The 16,369-nt window shown below is 70.9% G+C and carries 12 protein-coding genes; 3 read left to right on the plus strand and 9 right to left on the minus strand.

Annotation, left to right across the window (positions count from 1 at the left end; genetic code table 11):
- Nucleotides 1-2 precede the first annotated feature (2 nt).
- The 3 genes from MRBLWH11_RS11640 to MRBLWH11_RS11650 are packed head-to-tail and all read left to right on the plus strand — an operon-like array spanning nt 3 to nt 2,490.
- On the plus strand, nt 3-1,070 hold the full coding sequence (locus MRBLWH11_RS11640; protein WP_341944992.1) for an aldo/keto reductase: 1,068 nt from the start codon (nt 3-5) through the stop codon (nt 1,068-1,070).
- Between the two features lie 7 nt (nt 1,071-1,077).
- On the plus strand, nt 1,078-2,007 hold the full coding sequence (locus MRBLWH11_RS11645; protein WP_341944993.1) for a 4-(cytidine 5'-diphospho)-2-C-methyl-D-erythritol kinase: 930 nt from the start codon (nt 1,078-1,080) through the stop codon (nt 2,005-2,007).
- A gap of 57 nt (nt 2,008-2,064) precedes the next feature.
- The gene (locus tag MRBLWH11_RS11650) at nt 2,065-2,490 is read left to right on the plus strand and encodes a hypothetical protein (protein ID WP_116636470.1); all 426 of its coding nucleotides are present in this window, start codon (nt 2,065-2,067) and stop codon (nt 2,488-2,490) included.
- Nucleotides 2,491-2,496: 6 nt separating this feature from the next.
- Here the strand turns inward: MRBLWH11_RS11650 and MRBLWH11_RS11655 are convergent, their stop codons facing one another.
- The 9 genes from MRBLWH11_RS11655 to MRBLWH11_RS11695 all read right to left on the minus strand — a co-directional run bounded on the left by MRBLWH11_RS11655 (nt 2,497) and on the right by MRBLWH11_RS11695 (nt 16,333).
- Nucleotides 2,497-4,104 (minus strand): helix-turn-helix domain-containing protein, encoded by a 1,608-nt coding sequence (locus MRBLWH11_RS11655; RefSeq protein ID WP_341944994.1) that lies wholly within the window; start codon nt 4,102-4,104, stop codon nt 2,497-2,499.
- Nucleotides 4,105-4,252: 148 nt separating this feature from the next.
- Nucleotides 4,253-5,359 carry an o-succinylbenzoate synthase gene (gene menC, locus MRBLWH11_RS11660; RefSeq protein ID WP_341944995.1) on the minus strand — a complete coding sequence of 369 codons (1,107 nt, stop codon included), beginning with the start codon at nt 5,357-5,359 and terminating at the stop codon, nt 4,253-4,255.
- The gene (locus MRBLWH11_RS11665) at nt 5,356-6,222 is read right to left on the minus strand and encodes a GNAT family N-acetyltransferase (protein ID WP_341944996.1); all 867 of its coding nucleotides are present in this window, start codon (nt 6,220-6,222) and stop codon (nt 5,356-5,358) included. Before MRBLWH11_RS11665 ends, menC begins: the two co-directional genes overlap by 4 nt.
- Nucleotides 6,219-7,334 carry a M20 family metallopeptidase gene (locus MRBLWH11_RS11670; RefSeq protein WP_341944997.1) on the minus strand — a complete coding sequence of 372 codons (1,116 nt, stop codon included), beginning with the start codon at nt 7,332-7,334 and terminating at the stop codon, nt 6,219-6,221. Before MRBLWH11_RS11670 ends, MRBLWH11_RS11665 begins: the two co-directional genes overlap by 4 nt.
- Nucleotides 7,334-10,672: a serine hydrolase gene (locus tag MRBLWH11_RS11675; RefSeq protein WP_341944998.1), complete on the minus strand. Its 3,339-nt coding sequence runs from the start codon at nt 10,670-10,672 to the stop codon at nt 7,334-7,336. The genes MRBLWH11_RS11670 and MRBLWH11_RS11675 overlap by 1 nt, the downstream gene beginning before the upstream one ends.
- Before the next feature lie 19 nt (nt 10,673-10,691).
- Entirely contained in the window at nt 10,692-11,780 is a 1,089-nt protein-coding gene (locus MRBLWH11_RS11680; protein WP_341944999.1) for an ABC transporter ATP-binding protein, read from the minus strand.
- The gene (locus MRBLWH11_RS11685) at nt 11,777-13,723 is read right to left on the minus strand and encodes a dipeptide/oligopeptide/nickel ABC transporter permease/ATP-binding protein (RefSeq protein WP_341945000.1); all 1,947 of its coding nucleotides are present in this window, start codon (nt 13,721-13,723) and stop codon (nt 11,777-11,779) included. Before MRBLWH11_RS11685 ends, MRBLWH11_RS11680 begins: the two co-directional genes overlap by 4 nt.
- The gene (locus MRBLWH11_RS11690; protein WP_116636464.1) at nt 13,723-14,721 is read right to left on the minus strand and encodes an ABC transporter permease; all 999 of its coding nucleotides are present in this window, start codon (nt 14,719-14,721) and stop codon (nt 13,723-13,725) included. The genes MRBLWH11_RS11685 and MRBLWH11_RS11690 overlap by 1 nt, the downstream gene beginning before the upstream one ends.
- Before the next feature lie 16 nt (nt 14,722-14,737).
- Complete coding sequence (locus MRBLWH11_RS11695; protein ID WP_341945001.1) at nt 14,738-16,333, minus strand: ABC transporter substrate-binding protein; 1,596 nt, start codon at nt 16,331-16,333, stop codon at nt 14,738-14,740.
- Nucleotides 16,334-16,369 lie beyond the last annotated feature (36 nt).

Here is a 16,369-nt window from a genome sequence, read left to right on the forward strand (position 1 = left end):
CGGTGACCGACTCCCCGCGCTTCCGCCCCGACGTTCCCGAGCTGCACCGTCCGTACACCGCCGACGAGAGCCGCTATCAGCAGTTCGACTACCGTCAGGTCGGCACATCGGGTCTCTACCTCCCGCCGATCTCGCTCGGCCTGTGGTGGAACTTCGGCGACAACATCCCGCTCGACAACCAGCGCGCGCTGCTGCGCCACGCCTTCGACCGCGGCATCACGCACTTCGATCTGGCGAACAACTACGGCCCGCCCTACGGTTCGGCCGAGAAGAACTTCGGCCGCATCTTCGCGGAGGACTTCCGTCCGTACCGCGACGAGCTGATCATCTCGTCCAAGGCCGGCTGGGACATGTGGCCGGGACCGTACGGAGATTTCGCCAGCCGCAAGTACATCCTCGCGAGCGCCGAGCAGTCCCTGACCCGGATGGGCCTGGACCATGTCGACATCTTCTACTCGCACCGGGCCGACCCGGTCACGCCGATCGCCGAGACGATCGGCGCGCTCGACACCCTCGTGCGCCAGGGCAAGGCGCTCTACGTCGGCATCTCGTCCTACAGCGCAGAGCGGACCGCCGAGGCCGTCGCGATCGCGCAGGAGCTCGGTACGCCCCTGGTCATCCACCAGCCCGCGTACTCGATCCTGAACCGCTGGGTCGAGGACGGTCTCACCGAGACCCTGGAGCAGTCCGGACTCGGCGCCATCGCGTTCACGCCGCTGGCCCAGGGTCTGCTCACCGACAAGTACCTCGGCGACGGCACGGCGGATCGTGCGCAGAAGCGCGGATCCCTTCCGGACGGCCCCCTCGGCGACGAGGCCGTGCAGACGCTGAGGGCGCTCAACGAGATCGCGAAGGGCCGCGGCCAGTCGCTCGCGCAGCTGGCCCTGCAGTGGACTCTGCGCAGCCCCGTCGTCGCCTCGGCGCTGATCGGCGCCTCCCGCCCCGAACAGCTCGACGAGAACATCGCCGCGGTCAACGGCCCGGCGCTCACCGCGGAGGAGCTCGCGCGCATCGACGAGCTCGCCGGTTCCATCGACGTGGATCTCTGGGCGACCTCGACGGAGCTGTGACCGGATCATGAGCGTCGCCGCGTCCGCCGGATCCGTGCACGTGCGCGCGCCGGGGAAGATCAACGTCTACCTCGGTGTCGGCGGGCGTCATGACGACGGCTACCACGCCCTCGCGACGGTGTTCCAGGCGGTCTCCCTCTATGAGGACGTGATCGCGCGGCACGCGGACGACTTCTCCCTCACGGTCACCGGCGTCGAGGACGTGGATTCGGTGCCGCTCGACGACAGGAATCTCGCGATGCGAGCGGCCAAGCTGCTCGCGACCGCCACGGAGTACACCGGCGGTGTGGCGCTGGAGATCCGCAAGAGCGTCCCGGTCGCCGGCGGCATGGGCGGCGGCTCGGCGGATGCCGCGGCTGCGCTGGTCGCGTGCGACGCGCTCTGGGGCACCGGACTCTCGCCGGCGCGGATGCACGACCTCGCCGCCCGTCTCGGCGCCGACGTGCCGTTCGCGCTCCACGGCGGCACCGCGGTCGGCACCGGACGCGGCGACCAGCTCAACCCCGCGCTCGCGCGCGGCCGCTTCGACTGGGTCCTGGTCACGAGCGAGCAGGGGCTGTCGACGCCGGTCGTCTACGAGCGGCTCGACATCCTGCGCGACGAGGAGGGAGCCCTGGCGGACGATCCTCCGCTGTCGCTCGACGTCCCGATCCCGGTGCTGCAGGCGCTGCGCTCGGGCGACGCCGCGCAGCTCGCCGAAGGCCTGTTCAACGACCTCCAGGCCGCGGCCGTCTACGAGCGTCCCGACCTCGAGGACGTGATCCGCCAGGGAGTCGAGGCCGGCGCCCTGCAGGGGCTCGTCTCCGGATCGGGCCCCACCGTCGCGCTGCTCTGCCCCGACCCCGAGACCGCGCAGGACGTGCAGACGACGCTGCGTGGTGCGGGCCTCGATCCCCTGCACGTGCACGGGCCCGTGGCGGGTGCACGGATTCTGTGATCGGTAGTCTCGGCGCCTGAATAGTCTCGGATCACGACCTCGGAGAAGGAGTGGATCATGGGACTGTTCAGAGTCACCCGCAAGTCGCAGCAGGAGCGCCAGGAGGAAGGTCTCCAGATGGCCGACGACATCGCCGCCGGCCGGGGGTTCCTCGGCAAGATGACCAAGGCCTTCCTGGGGAGCGAGTTCACCGAGGCGATGCAGCAGGCGACGTCGTCGATCCACCAGGCCGAGCACGTGGCGGCGCTGCGGGCGGCCGGCGTGCCCACGCAGCCGGCGACGGTGCTCGCGATGCAGGACACCGGCCAGACGATCAACGACAACCCGCGGGTCGTGCTCACGCTGCAGCTCGGCGTACAGGCCGTGGCCGTCCACGCGCTCATCTCGCGTCTGGAGATCCCCCGGGTGGGGGAGTCGGTTCTCGTGATGACAGATCCCCAGACCGGGGAGCTGCTCTACGCCGGGCTCGCTCCTCGAGCCTGACGCGGCTCAGCGGGCGCCGGGGGCGAGCAGTCGGAGCTGCACCATCGCCGAGAACCGCGCGTCGGGATCGGCGAGGTCGAGCCCGCTGATCTCCGCGAGCCGGCGCAGCCGATAGCGGAAGGTGTTCGGGTGGGTGTACACCCGGGCGGCGGCGACGGTGACATCGCCGAAGGCGTCCAGCCACGCGGCCAGCGTCTCGACGAGGTGCGTGCCCCGTTCCCGATCGTTCTCGATCAGCAGCGCCACCGGGCCGGTGGGCTGATCGCCCCGAGCGCGGACGAGATCGCCGAGCTCCACCAGCAGGGCTTCCATCTGCACGGCGGAGAACAGGGCGACGGCATCCTTCCCCGACGACTTCTGCAGCACGCGCAGGGCGCGGTCGGCGTTGACGCGCGACAGCGGGATGCTCGATGTGTCCTCCGCGAGCGTGCCGATGCCGACGCGGATGTCGGAGGCGGCGCCGAGTCTGCCGAGGAAGTCGGTGGCGACCGAGGCGGCGCGCAGATCCGTGTCGGCCTGGTCGGGGCGCACACCGACGACCGCGTAGACGACGTTGCCGATGACGGCGACGGCGGAGCGCAGGTAGACGGCACCCAGATGCACGGCGAACGCGTCGGCGATGCGGTGCCGCTCCGCCGTGGTCCTGGCATCCGGCGCCAGAACGTCGCTCTGCTCGTCTGCCGCGGAGAGCGCCATCACGACGCAGCGATGATCGTTCAGGCGCAGCCGGGCGGCGGCGTCGACGGCGCCGACACCGCCCTCCAGGATCGTCGAGAGCAGATCGGCGCGGAGTCGTCGTTCCACGTCGGCACCGGCACGGAGGCGCAGCAGGTGCAGCGCCACGAGACCCGCGGAGTCCTTGAGGGCGCGGACGCGGTCGCTGGTGAGCGGAGCCTGCACGGCGGCCCAGATGGAGCCGAGGATCTCATCGCCGGCGCGCACGGCCAGGGCGACCCGGGGGAACGAGGGTGCCCCGTCCGTCGTGCCGACGGGGTCGACGTCGATCGGGTCCTCACTGCGGTACAGCTCCTGGAAGACGCCGCGCTCCTCGAGCTGACGTGTGAACCGCTCCGGAACCTGGCGCCCCAGCACCGTCTCGATACGCGCAGGGTCGGCCTCGTCCTGCCGACCCGAGAAGGCGACGACCCGGGAGTTCCGGTCCTCGATCGTCACCGGCGCGTTCAGTAGCGTCGCGATCGCGTTGGCGAGCGCGAACAGGTCGCCCGCCGGCATCCCGCCGAGCATCTGCGCCCCCTGATCGCCGACGTCTCCCTCCGCGATCAGGGATCGCAGCATGGCCGTGAGCTGCGCCCAGGACGCCCCTCGGGTGAGCGCGAGGACGGGGATGCCGGTCTCCTCCGAGGCGCGGAGCACACCCTCGTCGGCGCGCACGGGAGCGCGGAGGACCAGTGCCGTCGCCTGCTGCGCCGCGAGCGAGTGCAGGAGCGCGGCGATATCCGCCGGGTCGCTGAGGCCGACACCGAGGACCAGCGCGCGCCGCATGGGCATCGCGTCGTCGAGCACGTCATGGATGACCACGGTCTCGATCTCGGTGTCCTGATCGGCGTTGCCGCTCACCACTTCGAGCAGCGTGGTTCCGAGATCTTCGATCACACGGCCGAGGCTGGCACGGGGCCGTGTCGTCAGTGACATGAGCACGAGGCCCAGGTTAGGCGTCGACGGGGGGAGACGAGGCTGTGGGGCACGACGAAATCGTATCCGGATTTCGTCGTGCCCCACAGATTCTGCGTCCGGATCGGCCTCAGAACGTGATCCACTCGGTCCGGGTCGTGACGGCCTCGAGCGCATCGGCGTGCGGCGTCACACCGATGCCGGGACCGGTCGGCACCGTCAGGGTGCCGTTCTCGACGACGAACGGGTCGGTGATGTCGCTCGTGTAGTAGCGGTTCGAGCCCGAGGTGTCGCCCGGCAGCGTGAATCCGGGGAGCGCGGCGAGGGCGACGTTGGCGGCCCGGCCGATCCCGGTCTCGAGCATCCCGCCGGCCCAGACGGGGATCTCGTTGGCGCGGCAGACGTCGTGGATGCGTCGAGCCTCGAGGTATCCGCCGACGCGTCCCGGCTTGATGTTCACGATCGAGCAGGCGCCGATCGCGATGGCGTCGGCGGCCGCGCGGGCCGAGACGATCGACTCGTCGAGGCAGATCGGCGTCTGCACGAGCGCGGCGAGCTGCGCGTGGCCGAGGAGATCCTCCTCGTCGAGCGGCTGTTCGATCAGGAGCAGGTCGAACGGGTCGAGCTTGGCCAGGTGCCGGGCGTCGCCGCGCCGGTACGCCGTGTTCGCGTCGACCTGGAGCAGGATGTCGTCGCCGAACCTCTCGCGCACCGCACGGACGGGCTCGATGTCCCAGCCGGGCTCGATCTTGAGCTTGATGCGCACGTACCCCTCGTCGAGGTACCCGCCTACCGCGTCGAGCAGTTCGGGGATCGAGTCCATGATGCCGACGGAGACGCCGCAGTCGACCGTGTCGCGGACGGCGCCGAGCTCACGCGAGAGTGGGACGCCGCTGGCGCGCAGCTCCGCGTCGAGGATGGCGAGCTCGAGGCCCGCCTTCGACATCCGGTGTCCCTTGAACTTCGCCAGGGCGGGGGCGATCTTCGAGGCGTCCAGGTCGGGGACCTGGGCCAGGGCCGGGAGCAGGAAGCGCTTGATGACGTCGAGGCTCGCCTCGACGTACTCGGAGGAGTACAGCGGGTCGCTCATCGCCACGCACTCGCCCCAGCCCTCCGCCTCGTCGGTGACGGCCCGCACCAGGATCGCCTCGCGGACGGTCTCGACCCCGAACGAGGTGCGGAACGGGGCCACCAGGGGCATCTCGATGACGCGGAGCTCGATTCCGGTGAGCTTCATGGGTTTTCTCCTCTGTCGATGGTGTACGTGCCCGTGCGGTCGAAGGACACGACCTCGGCGCCCTGCTCGAGCAGGGAGCCGAGGGTGTCGCGCACGGCGAGCCGCCACCGCGTCGCCCGTTCGGGATCGGTCGTGCGGAGCGTCTCGATGTCGCGTGGCAGCGACACCCGCACGAGCCGCGCCGCGGTCTCGTGCCGCGCGGGCCCGAGATCGGCGTCGACCGTGAGCAGATCGGCGCCCGCGGGCGCCTCGACGGCGGATGCTGTGCCACGGCAGGCGTCGGCCACGCGCGGATCGTGCACGTACCAGGTCACGAGCATCCGGTCGGTGTCGTCGCCGCCGTTGAGCGTGTCCGTCATCTGCCCGTAGAAGTTGCTGTGGTACGCCACCGGGGTCGCCGCGAGCTTGACCAGGTTGAAGTAGGCGTTGCGGCTGATGAGGGGGTCGAACGTCCAGGAGATCTCGTCGAGCTCCTGATCGATCGCCCAGGAGCGCTGATGGACCTTCAGGGCGAAGCCGACGCTGCGGCCCCGCATCCGCTCGGAGACGCCGGCGATGTGGCTGTGCAGGGCTCGTCGTCCCGGTGCTGCGAAGAAGCCGAAGCAGGCTCCGACGAGATCATCGCCTTCATAGGCCCCGCCGACGTAGCTGCCGGCTTTGGAGATCGCCCGGAGGGTCTCGACGTTCACGGGCGACTGGCTGCCGTCGGAGGCCCAGATGCTCTGGAACAGCCGGGCGACGTCGGCGAACTCGGCGACGGTGGAGAGGAGACGGATCTCCACTCCCGCGTCGGACGCGGCCGCCCTCGCGGCGTCCGCCGCGTCCTGGGCGGCGCTCTGCGGCACGGTGTGCATGGTGCTCATTCCTGTTCTCCCGCCAGGACGTCGGCGATGAGCGCCGTCAGGAGGGTCGTGCGTTCCGGGATCATCGAGACGACCACGTGCTCGTCGTCGGCGTGCGCCCCGCCGCCCACGGCCCCGAGGCCGTCGAGTGTGGGGATGCCGAGACCGGCGGTGAAGTTGCCGTCGGACGCGCCTCCGACCTCGACGCCGTCGAACGGCGTCAGGCCGGCATCGGCCGCGAGCCGGGTCGCCCGCGCGAACAGGGTGGCGGAGGTACCGGGCTCCATCGGGCGGCGGTTCGCACCGCCCTCGATCCGCACGACGGCGCCGTCGACGCTCGGTCCGATCGCACGGATCGCCTGATCGACCCTGTGCTGCTCCGCGGTCGTGCGCACCCGCACGTCGACGGCGAACGCCGCGTCGGACGGGACGGTGTTGGTCGTGTGCCCCGCATGCAGCAGCGTGGGGGTCACCGTCGTTCCGCGTTCCGCATCGCCGAGTCCGGCGACCGCCAGGATGAGGTGCGCCGCCTCGACCGCGGCGTTCACGCCGCGCTCCGGCTCGAGTCCGGCGTGTGCGGCACGGCCGGTCACCACGACGCGGTAGAGCGAGACGCCCTTGCGTGCGACCTTGAGCGCTCCGCCGTCGGCCGAGGCCTCCAGCACGAACACCGCGTCGCAGTCTCGCGCCTCCTCCTCGATCAGCGTCCGAGAGCTGGGCGAACCCAGCTCCTCGTCGCCGGTGATGAGGATGCTGATCCCGTCGCGGTCCGCAAGCGCCGCGGCGGCGTGCAGCGCCATCACGACCCCGGTCTTCATGTCGAAGCATCCGGGCCCGCGGAGGACCCCGTCCTGCACCTCGAACGGATGCGTCTGCAGCGATCCGAGCGGCCACACCGTGTCGTGATGACCGAGCAGCAGCACCCTCGGTGCGCCGAAGCGCCACCGCAGGTGGGTGCGCCCGTCGAGCACGATCCGCTCCGGCGCGACGCCGAGGATCCGCTCGCCCAGCTCTGCCGTCACGTCCGCGCTGCGGGCCACGGCGTCGAGGTCGGTCGACGGCGACTCGCAGGTCACGAGCGTCTCGATGTCCGCGACGAGCGTGTCGACGAGGAGCGCCTCCTGCGTGATCATCACGACACCTTCGGCGCTGCACGCACGCCGTAGTGCACGTACTTCTCACCCGTAGCGAGCGTATAGAAGACCAGGGCCTGCCACGCCTGCGTGCCCTCGGGGCGGATCACGAACTCGTTCTCGCGCACCGGGATCAGGTCATGCTCTTCGATGGGGTCGGGCAGGAGCGACGCGAGCGGTCCCGTGACGACCGTGCGCAGCCGCAGACCGCTGTCTTCGTCGAAGATCTCCATGCGCACGCCGGCGCGGTCGTAGACGCCGACGATGTCGGAGAAGTCGGCCTCGAACGGCTCGGCCGGCGGCGTCAGGTCGTCGGGCAGGTGCACATCGGCGAGCTCGGAGAAGATCTCGTCGAAGAGCTCGTCGTACAGGTCGCGCGTGTTCCCGCCGTTCGAGAGCAGCGTGACGGCGAGCCCTTCCTCGGGGAGGATGCGCAGGAACGACGACTGCCCGATCGTGTTGCCGTCGTGGCCGATGAGCTTCTTGCCGTCCCAGTCGAACAGGATCCACCCGACGCCCCAGGCGTCGCCGATCGAATACGGGTTGGGAACGGCGACCTGGCGCTCCTGCATCCGGGCGACGCTGTCCTCCGAGAGCACCCGGGTGCCGTCGGCCGACAGGCCACCGGTGAGGTGCAGGCGGGCGAACTCCAGGACGTCTGCCGTCGTGGAGTTGATCAGCCCTGCGGGACCCATCGAGCGCGGCAGCATCCATGCCGGGGCGAGCTCAGGCCGCCCGTCGTCGCCGATCGTGGTGTGCCCGCTGGCCGCGCGGAACATGATCGCCTCCTCCGGGAGGGTCGACGAATGCGTGAGCCCGAGCGGCGTGAACACGAGGTCGCGCATCGCCTGGTCCCAGGTCGTGCCCGTGAGCTTCTCGATGACCCGCCCCGCCAGCACGAAACCGGAGTTGCAGTAAGACATCGTCGCTCCGAGCGGATGGTTCTGCGCGACGCCGTCGAGGATCTCGACGTACTTCTCGAGGGTGTCGTCGCCGCGTCCGGTGTCGGTGAAGACGTCGCCGTCGATGCCGCTCGTGTGGCTGAGCAGGTGGCGCATCGTGACCGTGCGGGTGACCTCGGGGTCGGACGCCCGGAACTCCGGAAGGTACTGCACCACCGGAGCGTCGAGGTCGAGCAGGCCGTCGTCGACGAGCTTCATGGCCGCCGTCGCCGTCCAGACCTTGCCCATCGACCCGATCTGGAAGACGGAGTCGTCGGTCGTCTCGATGCCCGTGCGGACGTTGAGGATGCCGTGGTGCGCGAACACCGGCTCCTCGCCGAGGCGCAGGATGCCGAGCGTGGCGCCGGGGACGTGGTGCGCCTCGGCCAGGGTGCTGAGCCGCTGCTGCCAGCGGGTCGCGTCCAGCCGCGGACGGATGCGCGTTCCGGCAGGCGGGGCGTACTGCTCCACCCAGTCGACGATCCGCTGCGAGAAGTCGGCGCGGTGCGACGGCGGACCCGACAGCGGGAACAGGTGCGCACCACCGGGGTACAGCACGAGACGCGCCGGAACGTCGCGTTCGCGCAGCGCGGCGAACCACTGCTCGGCCTGCCCGACGGGGCAGCGATCGTCGGCGGCGCCGTGCAGGATCAGCGTCGGCGTGGTGACGCGATCGACCTGGGTGAAGGGCGACTGGGCCGCCAGCTTCTCCTGGTCGCGCCACGGAAGGCCGCCGTTCTCCTTGGCCGAGAGGTAGTGACCGACGTCCGACGTGCCGCCGACGCTGGAGAGGTCGCTGACCACGCCACCGGCCACGGCAGCGGCGAAGCGGTCGTCGCGTGACGTCAGGTAGCAGGTCATGAAGCCGCCGTAGCTGTAGCCCGTGACGCCCAGACGCGCCGGGTCGGCGATGCCCTCGGCCACGAGCTGGTCGATCGGCTCCAGGAAGTCGTTCGCGTCGTTGACGCCCCACCCTCCCGAGACGGCGCGGAAGAAGGCGTCGCCGTAGCCGTCGCTGCCTCGAGGGTTGATCGTGAGGATCGCCCATCCGCGGTTCGCGAGCAGCTGGTGGTACGGATGGGTGAGGTCGGCGGCGCCGTTCCAGGCGTTGTGCGGTCCGCCGTGGATGTCGAGCAGCAGGGGCAGAGGTCCCTGGGCATCGGGGTCGCGGCGCAGCCAGCCGGTGACGACGGTGCCGTCGGCGATCGTGAAGCGACGCTCCTCAGCCGGGGCGAGCGGGACGTCGACGGACCCGTACTCGGTGAGCGGGCGCAGGGTTCCGTCCGCGAGGTCGACCAGGCCCACTTCGCCGAAGGAGTCCGGGGTGGCCACGACGACCGCGGCCCGCGAGCCCGACACCGAGAGGCCGGAGACGTTGGTGGTCCCGGCGACGAGAGCCCGCGCCGCCGTCCCGTCGGCGGCGACCGAGTACAGGTGCGAATAGCCGTTGTCGCGCAGGCAGAACACCAGGCGCCCCGCATCGTCCTGCTGGGGCATGCCGCCGGGGTAGCCGGGACCGCCCGGCATCACGTTGCGGTCGAGCGCGGCGGCGAGGTCGACCGGCGCACCGCCATCGACCGGGAAGAGCAGCAGACCGGCGATGCCGATCGCGGTGTCGGTGCGTCCCGCCGCCACGACGTGCGCGCCATCGGCGGTCCACCCCGTGACCGAGGCCTGCGTGTCGGCGGATCCGAGTCGCACGGGTGCGGCGTTGGCATCCGTCGACGACGTGACGAAGACCTGGATCCGCATCGTCAGGTCGGCGTCATCGTCGGGCGCCGAGGAGAACGCGAGACGGGTGCCGTCGGGCGACCAGAAGGGATCGGTCGTGTGCGCGGTGCCGCGCGTGAGCACGGTGACGGCGCCGTCGTCCACGGCGACGACGTGGATCTGCTGGACGAGCGTGCCCAGGTTGCCGGCGCCGTCCGCCTTGTAGCCGAGACGGTCGGCGACCGCCGGCGCCGACCGACGCGCGAGGATCTTCGCCGTGTCGTCGCCGGGCAGCGCCGCGCTGTCGACGGGGGCGGCGAACGCGATGCGGGTGCCGTCGGGGCTCCACTGCGGGGATCCGGCGCCGAGCGGCAGCGACGTGAGTGCGCGCGGCTCACCGCCGTTCGCGGGGAGCAGCCAGAGCTGGGCGCCGCTGTCTCCGGCGCGGAGGAACGCGAGCCGGGTGCCGTCGGGGCTCCACACGGGAGACGAGTCCGCCGTGCCGTGCGTGAGGCGCACCGGAGCGCCACCCGCCGTCGGCACCTGCCAGAGGGAGCGCTGGTCCTTGTCGCCGTCGCGGTCGGTCGTCCGCAGCGCGTACACGATGCGCGAACCGTCGGGGGAGAGGGCCGGCTGCTCCGGCGAGGTGATCGCGAGGAAGTCGTCGATGGTCACGCGGCGGTTCATGGATGCTCCAATCGGATGGTCAGTTCACTGTGTCTGGTGCGAGGGGCAGCAGTGTTGTGTCGTCGGCCGAAAGGATCGCCGCCCTTTGGGAGTTCGGCACAGTGGTGTTCGGTGCAGTGGTGTTCGGTGCAGTGGTGTTCGGCGGCGTCCCGACCGGGAGGTCCGCTCCCGTGCCGGCGAAGTGGCAGGCGGCGCCCGCGCTCCCCGAGGGCTGCAAGGGCTCGGAGATGACGCAGAGCTGTCGATCCGGTCGCGCGGCGGGCCCGATCGGGCACCGCGGGTGGAAGCGGCATCCGCTGGGTGGCGCGTGCGGGTCGGGCGGCTCCACGGCGACGGGCGCGAGCGGATCGATGTCCAGCAGGCTGCCGTGGCGCGTGGGCGCAGAGGCGAGCAGCTCCTTCGTATAGGGATGCTGGGGATCGGCGAGCACCTGATCGGTCGGACCGACCTCGACGATCTTGCCGAGATACATCACCGCGATGTGGTCGCTGAGGTACCGCACCACCGCCAGGTTGTGCGAGATGAAGAGCATGGTCAGGTCGAGCTCGGCGCGCAGCGAGCGGACCAGGTTCAGGACGGAGCCCTGCACCGACACGTCGAGCGCCGAGGTGATCTCGTCGGCGATGATGACCTCGGGGCGCGCGGCGAGGGCGCGGGCCAGGGCGATGCGCTGACGCTGACCGCCGGACAGGGCCCCGGGCAGCGATGCCGCGCGCTCGGGATCGAGGCTCACGAGCTCGAGCAGCCGGGCGACCTCCGCACGTCGGGCTGCGGGCCTGCGGATGTCGCGGGGAAGCGCCTCGGCGATCGACTCGCCGATCGTCATCCTCGGGTCGAGTGAGGAGAACGGGTCCTGGAACACCATCTGGATGGGACGGTTCCGGCGGAAGCGGCGCACATCGACGCCGTCGAGGGTGATGGTGCCCTCGCTGATCGGAGAGAGGCCGATGGCGGCCCTGGCGAGCGTGGACTTGCCGGACCCGGACTCGCCGACCAGACCGACGACCGAGCCGGAGGGAACGACGAGGCTCACGCCGTCCACGGCCGTGAGTCCGGAACGGTGGGTTCCGAACCGCACGCTCACGGTGTCGAAGCGCAGTTCGCTCATCGGACGGCTCCTTCGTGCTGGGCGATCGGCAGGGCCGACGTGACCGCGGGGATCGCGGCGTCTGCGGCGGGGGCATCGCCGTCCACCGGATGCCAGCACGCGACGCGGTGGCCGCCGGCGTCGACGACGAGTTCGGGGTCGCTCTCGCGGCAGAGGTCGGTCGCGAGCGGGCAGCGATCGGCGAAGGCGCAGCCGACGGGGAACGCTCCCGGTGCGGGCGGGCGCCCGGGGATCATCTTGAGCGGCACCGAGCGGTCGGTGTCGAGCTCGGGCACCACGTCGAGCAGCGCGCGGGTGTACGGGTGCCTGGCCTCGGTGTGCAGCTGCGCGGCGGGCAGGTCCTCCACGATGCGTCCCGCGTACATCACGAGCACGCGGTCGCAGGTCTGCGCGATCACGGCGATGTCATGACTGATCAGCAGGATCGCCGCATCGGTGTCGCGTCGCACGCCCGCCAGCAGCTGCAGGACCTGGCGCTGGACCGTCACGTCGAGCGCCGTCGTCGGCTCGTCGGCGATGATCAGCTTCGGGTGGTTCATCAGTCCCATCGCGATCATGGCGCGTTGGCGCATGCCGCCGGAGAACTCGTGCGGGTACTGACGTGCGCGCCGAGCCGCCGCGGGAACGCGAACGGCCTGGAGGCGATCGACGGCGCGGGCCATCGCCTGGCTGCGGGTGACCTCCTGGTGCTCGGAGGCGGCTTCCGCGAGCTGCGACCCGATCCGCCTGGTCGGGTTGAACGAGGTCATCGGGTCCTGGAACACCATGGCCAGAGAGGTGCCGAGCAGGCTGCGCACCGAGCGCTCCGGCGCGTCGAGCAGCGGCGTGCCGCAGAACGCGAGCTGCGCCGCCGTGACCTGACCGGGACGCTCGATGAGCTGCGCTGCGGCGAGTGCGGTCAGGCTCTTGCCCGAGCCGGACTCTCCGACCACGCCGATCGCCTCGCCGCGCGAGACGGTGAAGCTCACTCCGCGCACGGGGGTGAGCCAGCCGTCGGGTCCGGGAAAGGACACGCGCAGGTCGTCGACGAGGAGCACCACGTCGTCGCCGCCGACCTGCGCGTGAACGGGGTCGCCCGTGCGGGCGGTGCGGGGAAGCCTGCGGCGACGGCGGGACGAGCGCCCGCCGATCACGGACGCGGCCGTCTCGCCGAGGAGGTTGAACGCGAGGCCGGCGACGATGACCGCGACGGCGGGTCCGATCGCCGCTGCCGGGTTCAGGTAGATGCGGTTCAGTCCCTCGCCGAGCAGGCGGCCCCAGTCGTAGGCGGGCACCTGCACGCCGAGGCCGAGGAACGACAGGCCGGCGAAGGCGAGCAGAGCCGATCCGGCGCTGACGGTCGCGTTGACGACGAGGGGCTCGCCGATGTTGGGCAGGACGTGCCGGATGAGCACGCGGACGCGGGAGACCCCGGCGACGCGTGCGGCCGAGATGAAGTCGCGGCCGGCGATCGAGGCGGAGAGGGTCTGGGTCAGGCGGGCGAACTGGGGCGCCATGGCGAAGCCGATCGCCAGGACCGCGCCGGTCGTGCCGACGCCGAAGATCACGGCGAGGAACAGGGCGAGCAGCAGGCCGGGGAACGCCACGGCGATGTTCACGGTCCCGGCGATGAAGCGTCCTGCCCAGCGCGGGAGCACCGACGGCGCCGTCCCGAGGAGGGTCCCGGCGGTGACGCCGATGAGGACGGCCAGCACCGCCAGCACGATCGACAGCTGCGTGGCGACCATGACCCTGGCCAGCACGTCGCGACCGAGGGAGTCGGTGCCGAGCAGGTGCGCGGCGCTGGGCCCCTGCATGATGGCCGTCGGATCGACCTGCTCGGCCTGCGGACCCCAGATGAGCGGGGCGAAGACGGCGGTCAGGGCGACGAGGATCACCAGCCCGAGCGCGGTGGCCCCGAGCGGGGAGCGGACGACGTCGAGCCATTTCGACTGCGCGGACATCAGGCCTCCCGGATCGTGGAGCGAGGATCGAGGAGTGCGAGCACCACGTCGATGATGAGGTTCACCAGGAGCACGCCGATGCCGTAGACGAGGACGATGCCCTGCACGACCGAGTAGTCCTTGGTGAGGATGGATTGCACGATCATCGTGCCGAGTCCCGGCCATGCGAAGACGTTCTCGACGAGCACGGTGCCGGCGACCATGCCGGTCAGCAGCAGCCCGGTGAGGGTCAGAGTCGCCGTCATGGCGTTGGGCAGCGCGTGACGCGAGTAGATGCGGCGTGGGGCGAGGCGCTTGGCGCGGGCGGTGCGGATGAAGTCCTGGCCGAGCACCGCGAGCACCTCCACGCGGATGATCCGGGAGAACACCGCGATCGGGCCGATGGCCAGGGCCAGCACGGGGAGGACGAGCGAGAGCGGTGCGGTGTTCCCCGCCACCGGGAACCAGCCGAGCGAGACGGCGAAGATGTACACGAGACCGACCGCGAGCAGGAACTCGGGGATCGCGGCCAGCACCACGCTCGTCGTCGCGAAGCCGAGCTCGAGTCCGCGCCGTCGTCCGCCGCGCGTGGCGACGGCCATCGTGACCCCGAGCGGCACCGCCACGAGGAGGACGAGCAGCACCGCCAGCAGAGCCAGCTGCAGGGTGGCAGGGAGCCGGGTCGCGATGATCTCGCTGACCGGCTGGCTCGTCAGCATCGACGTGCCCATGTCTCCGGTGAAGAGTCCGGTGATGTAGCGCACATACTGCACGGGGAGCGGCTGGTCGAGGCCGAGCGCCGCACGACGGGCCTCGACCAGCTCGGCGGGGGCGTTCATCCCGAGGGCGGCGCGGACCGGATCGCCCGGCACCAGGTGGATCATGAGGAAGGCAGCCGTGACCAGCACCCACACCGCGAGGACGAACTGCCCCCCGCGACGGACCAGGAAGGACAACCAGGGGTTGTCCGACCGTGCGGATCTGATCAATATCGCCTGCGTGGCGGTGGTGCTGGCCATCGGCTGCCTTCCGGTCTCACTCGTACATGCGGATCGACGCGGGGTCGATGCCGTCGTTCTCGATGAAGGTCGCCTTCTGCGCGTACGTCGAACGATCCTGGTTCGCGAACGGGATGACGCTCGTGGTGGCGTAGAGCGCCTGCTCCGCCTTGCCCCAGTCGTCGCATCCCTCGTCGCCGGCCTTGTTCGACGCGGCCGTGACCGCGGCCGTGTAGTCGGCGTTCTCGATCGACGCGAAGTTCGTGCCGTTCGGCGGCGTCGGGCCCGAGTAGAACGGCACGAGCATGCTGGGCAGGGACACCGTGATGGGTGCCGCGGAGACATCCCAGTCGCCGGTGACGAAGAGCGTCTCGCTGAGCGTGGGGGAGTCGGCCGACTTCACGGTGAGATCCACGCCCAGCTCCTTCCAGGTCGCCTGGATGAGCTCGGCACCGGCGTTGCCGGCGTCGCCCTGCAGCGAGGAGTAGATCATCCCCAGCTCGAGCCGCTTCCCGTCCTTCTCGCGGATGCCGTCCGAGCCGGCGATCCAGCCGGCGTCATCGAGCGCCTTCGCCGCCGCCTTCGCGTCGACCTCGGGGAGGAACCCGTCGACGACGTCGGCACGGCACGGGTTCGGCGAGATGGTGACGAGCCCGGTGGGCACCGTCCCGACTCCGCCGGTGAGCACCTGCCGCAGCTGGGGGAGATCCAGCGCCTGCATCAGGGCCTCGCGCACCTCTTGATCGGCGGTGGGGCGTCCCTCCGCCTGGTTGAAGATCATCTGGCCCACGGCGACGGGGAGCGCGGTCTTGAACAACCCGGCATCCTCCAGCCGCTTCGCGTCCGGTCCGATCACCAGGGCGGCGTTGACCTCGCCGGAGAGCAGCAGGTTGGTGGCCGTCGTCTCGTTGGGGACGACGCGGAACACCACCTTCTCGGGGAGCCCTGCCTGTTCCGGGTCCCAGTCGCCGGGGCCCCAGGTGAAGTCCTCGCGGCGGGTGAGGGTGTACTGGCTGTTGGGGATGATCTCGGTCATCGTGAACATGCCGGTCGCGCCCTCGCCCTTGGCGAGCGCGTCCGGGTCGTCGAGCACGGTGCCGCAGACGATCGCGATGCTGCCGATGTTCTGGAGCAGGAACGAGTCGGGACGGCCGCTCGTGACGGTGACGGTCCCGGCGTCGTCGTCGCCCACGGCCGACGTGCCCGGCTGCACCTGAAGGCCGACGAGCGGGGAGCCGTTCGCCGGGTCTCCGATGTGGCTGATGTTCGCCGCCACGTCGGTCGCGGTCAGTGGCGTCCCGTCCTCGCAGGTGACGCCGTCGCGCAGGGTGAACGTCGCCGTCGTGGTGTCCGCCTCCCACTCCGAGGCGAGGCCGGACACCACGCTCCCGTCGTCCTGCACCTCGACGAGGCGCGAGTACAGGAAGCGGTCGATCGACCTGGCCACGGACATGACCGTGATCAGCGGATCGAGGCTGCCCGGATCGGTGGAAATGACGGTGGTGAAGGTCTTCCCCTCCGCGAGGGCGCCCGTGTCACCGCCCCCGCCCGGCGAGGCGCCGGACGCGGCGCACGAGGTGAGAGCGAGCGCGGCAGCGCCCATGAGAGCGACCAGCGAGGTACGAGAACGCATCTGTTGCCTCCAGCAGGGGTGGGTGGTGCTTCGGGT

The sequence above is a fragment of the Microbacterium sp. LWH11-1.2 genome, from assembly GCF_038397745.1.
Taxonomy (GTDB): Bacteria; Actinomycetota; Actinomycetes; order Actinomycetales; family Microbacteriaceae; genus Microbacterium.

Bases quoted from the DNA above. Each gene is read 5' to 3' on its own strand.
- MRBLWH11_RS11675 (WP_341944998.1), bottom strand. From the start codon at position 10,672: ATGAACCGCCGCGTGACCATCGACGACTTCCTCGCGATCACCTCGCCG.
- MRBLWH11_RS11695 (WP_341945001.1), bottom strand. From the start codon at position 16,333: ATGCGTTCTCGTACCTCGCTGGTCGCTCTCATGGGCGCTGCCGCGCTC.
- menC (WP_341944995.1), bottom strand. From the start codon at position 5,359: ATGAAGCTCACCGGAATCGAGCTCCGCGTCATCGAGATGCCCCTGGTG.
- MRBLWH11_RS11680 (WP_341944999.1), bottom strand. From the start codon at position 11,780: ATGAGCGAACTGCGCTTCGACACCGTGAGCGTGCGGTTCGGAACCCAC.
- MRBLWH11_RS11645 (WP_341944993.1), top strand. From the start codon at position 1,078: ATGAGCGTCGCCGCGTCCGCCGGATCCGTGCACGTGCGCGCGCCGGGG.
- MRBLWH11_RS11685 (WP_341945000.1), bottom strand. From the start codon at position 13,723: ATGTCCGCGCAGTCGAAATGGCTCGACGTCGTCCGCTCCCCGCTCGGG.
- MRBLWH11_RS11690 (WP_116636464.1), bottom strand. From the start codon at position 14,721: ATGGCCAGCACCACCGCCACGCAGGCGATATTGATCAGATCCGCACGG.
- MRBLWH11_RS11670 (WP_341944997.1), bottom strand. From the start codon at position 7,334: ATGATCACGCAGGAGGCGCTCCTCGTCGACACGCTCGTCGCGGACATC.
- MRBLWH11_RS11650 (WP_116636470.1), top strand. From the start codon at position 2,065: ATGGGACTGTTCAGAGTCACCCGCAAGTCGCAGCAGGAGCGCCAGGAG.
- MRBLWH11_RS11665 (WP_341944996.1), bottom strand. From the start codon at position 6,222: ATGAGCACCATGCACACCGTGCCGCAGAGCGCCGCCCAGGACGCGGCG.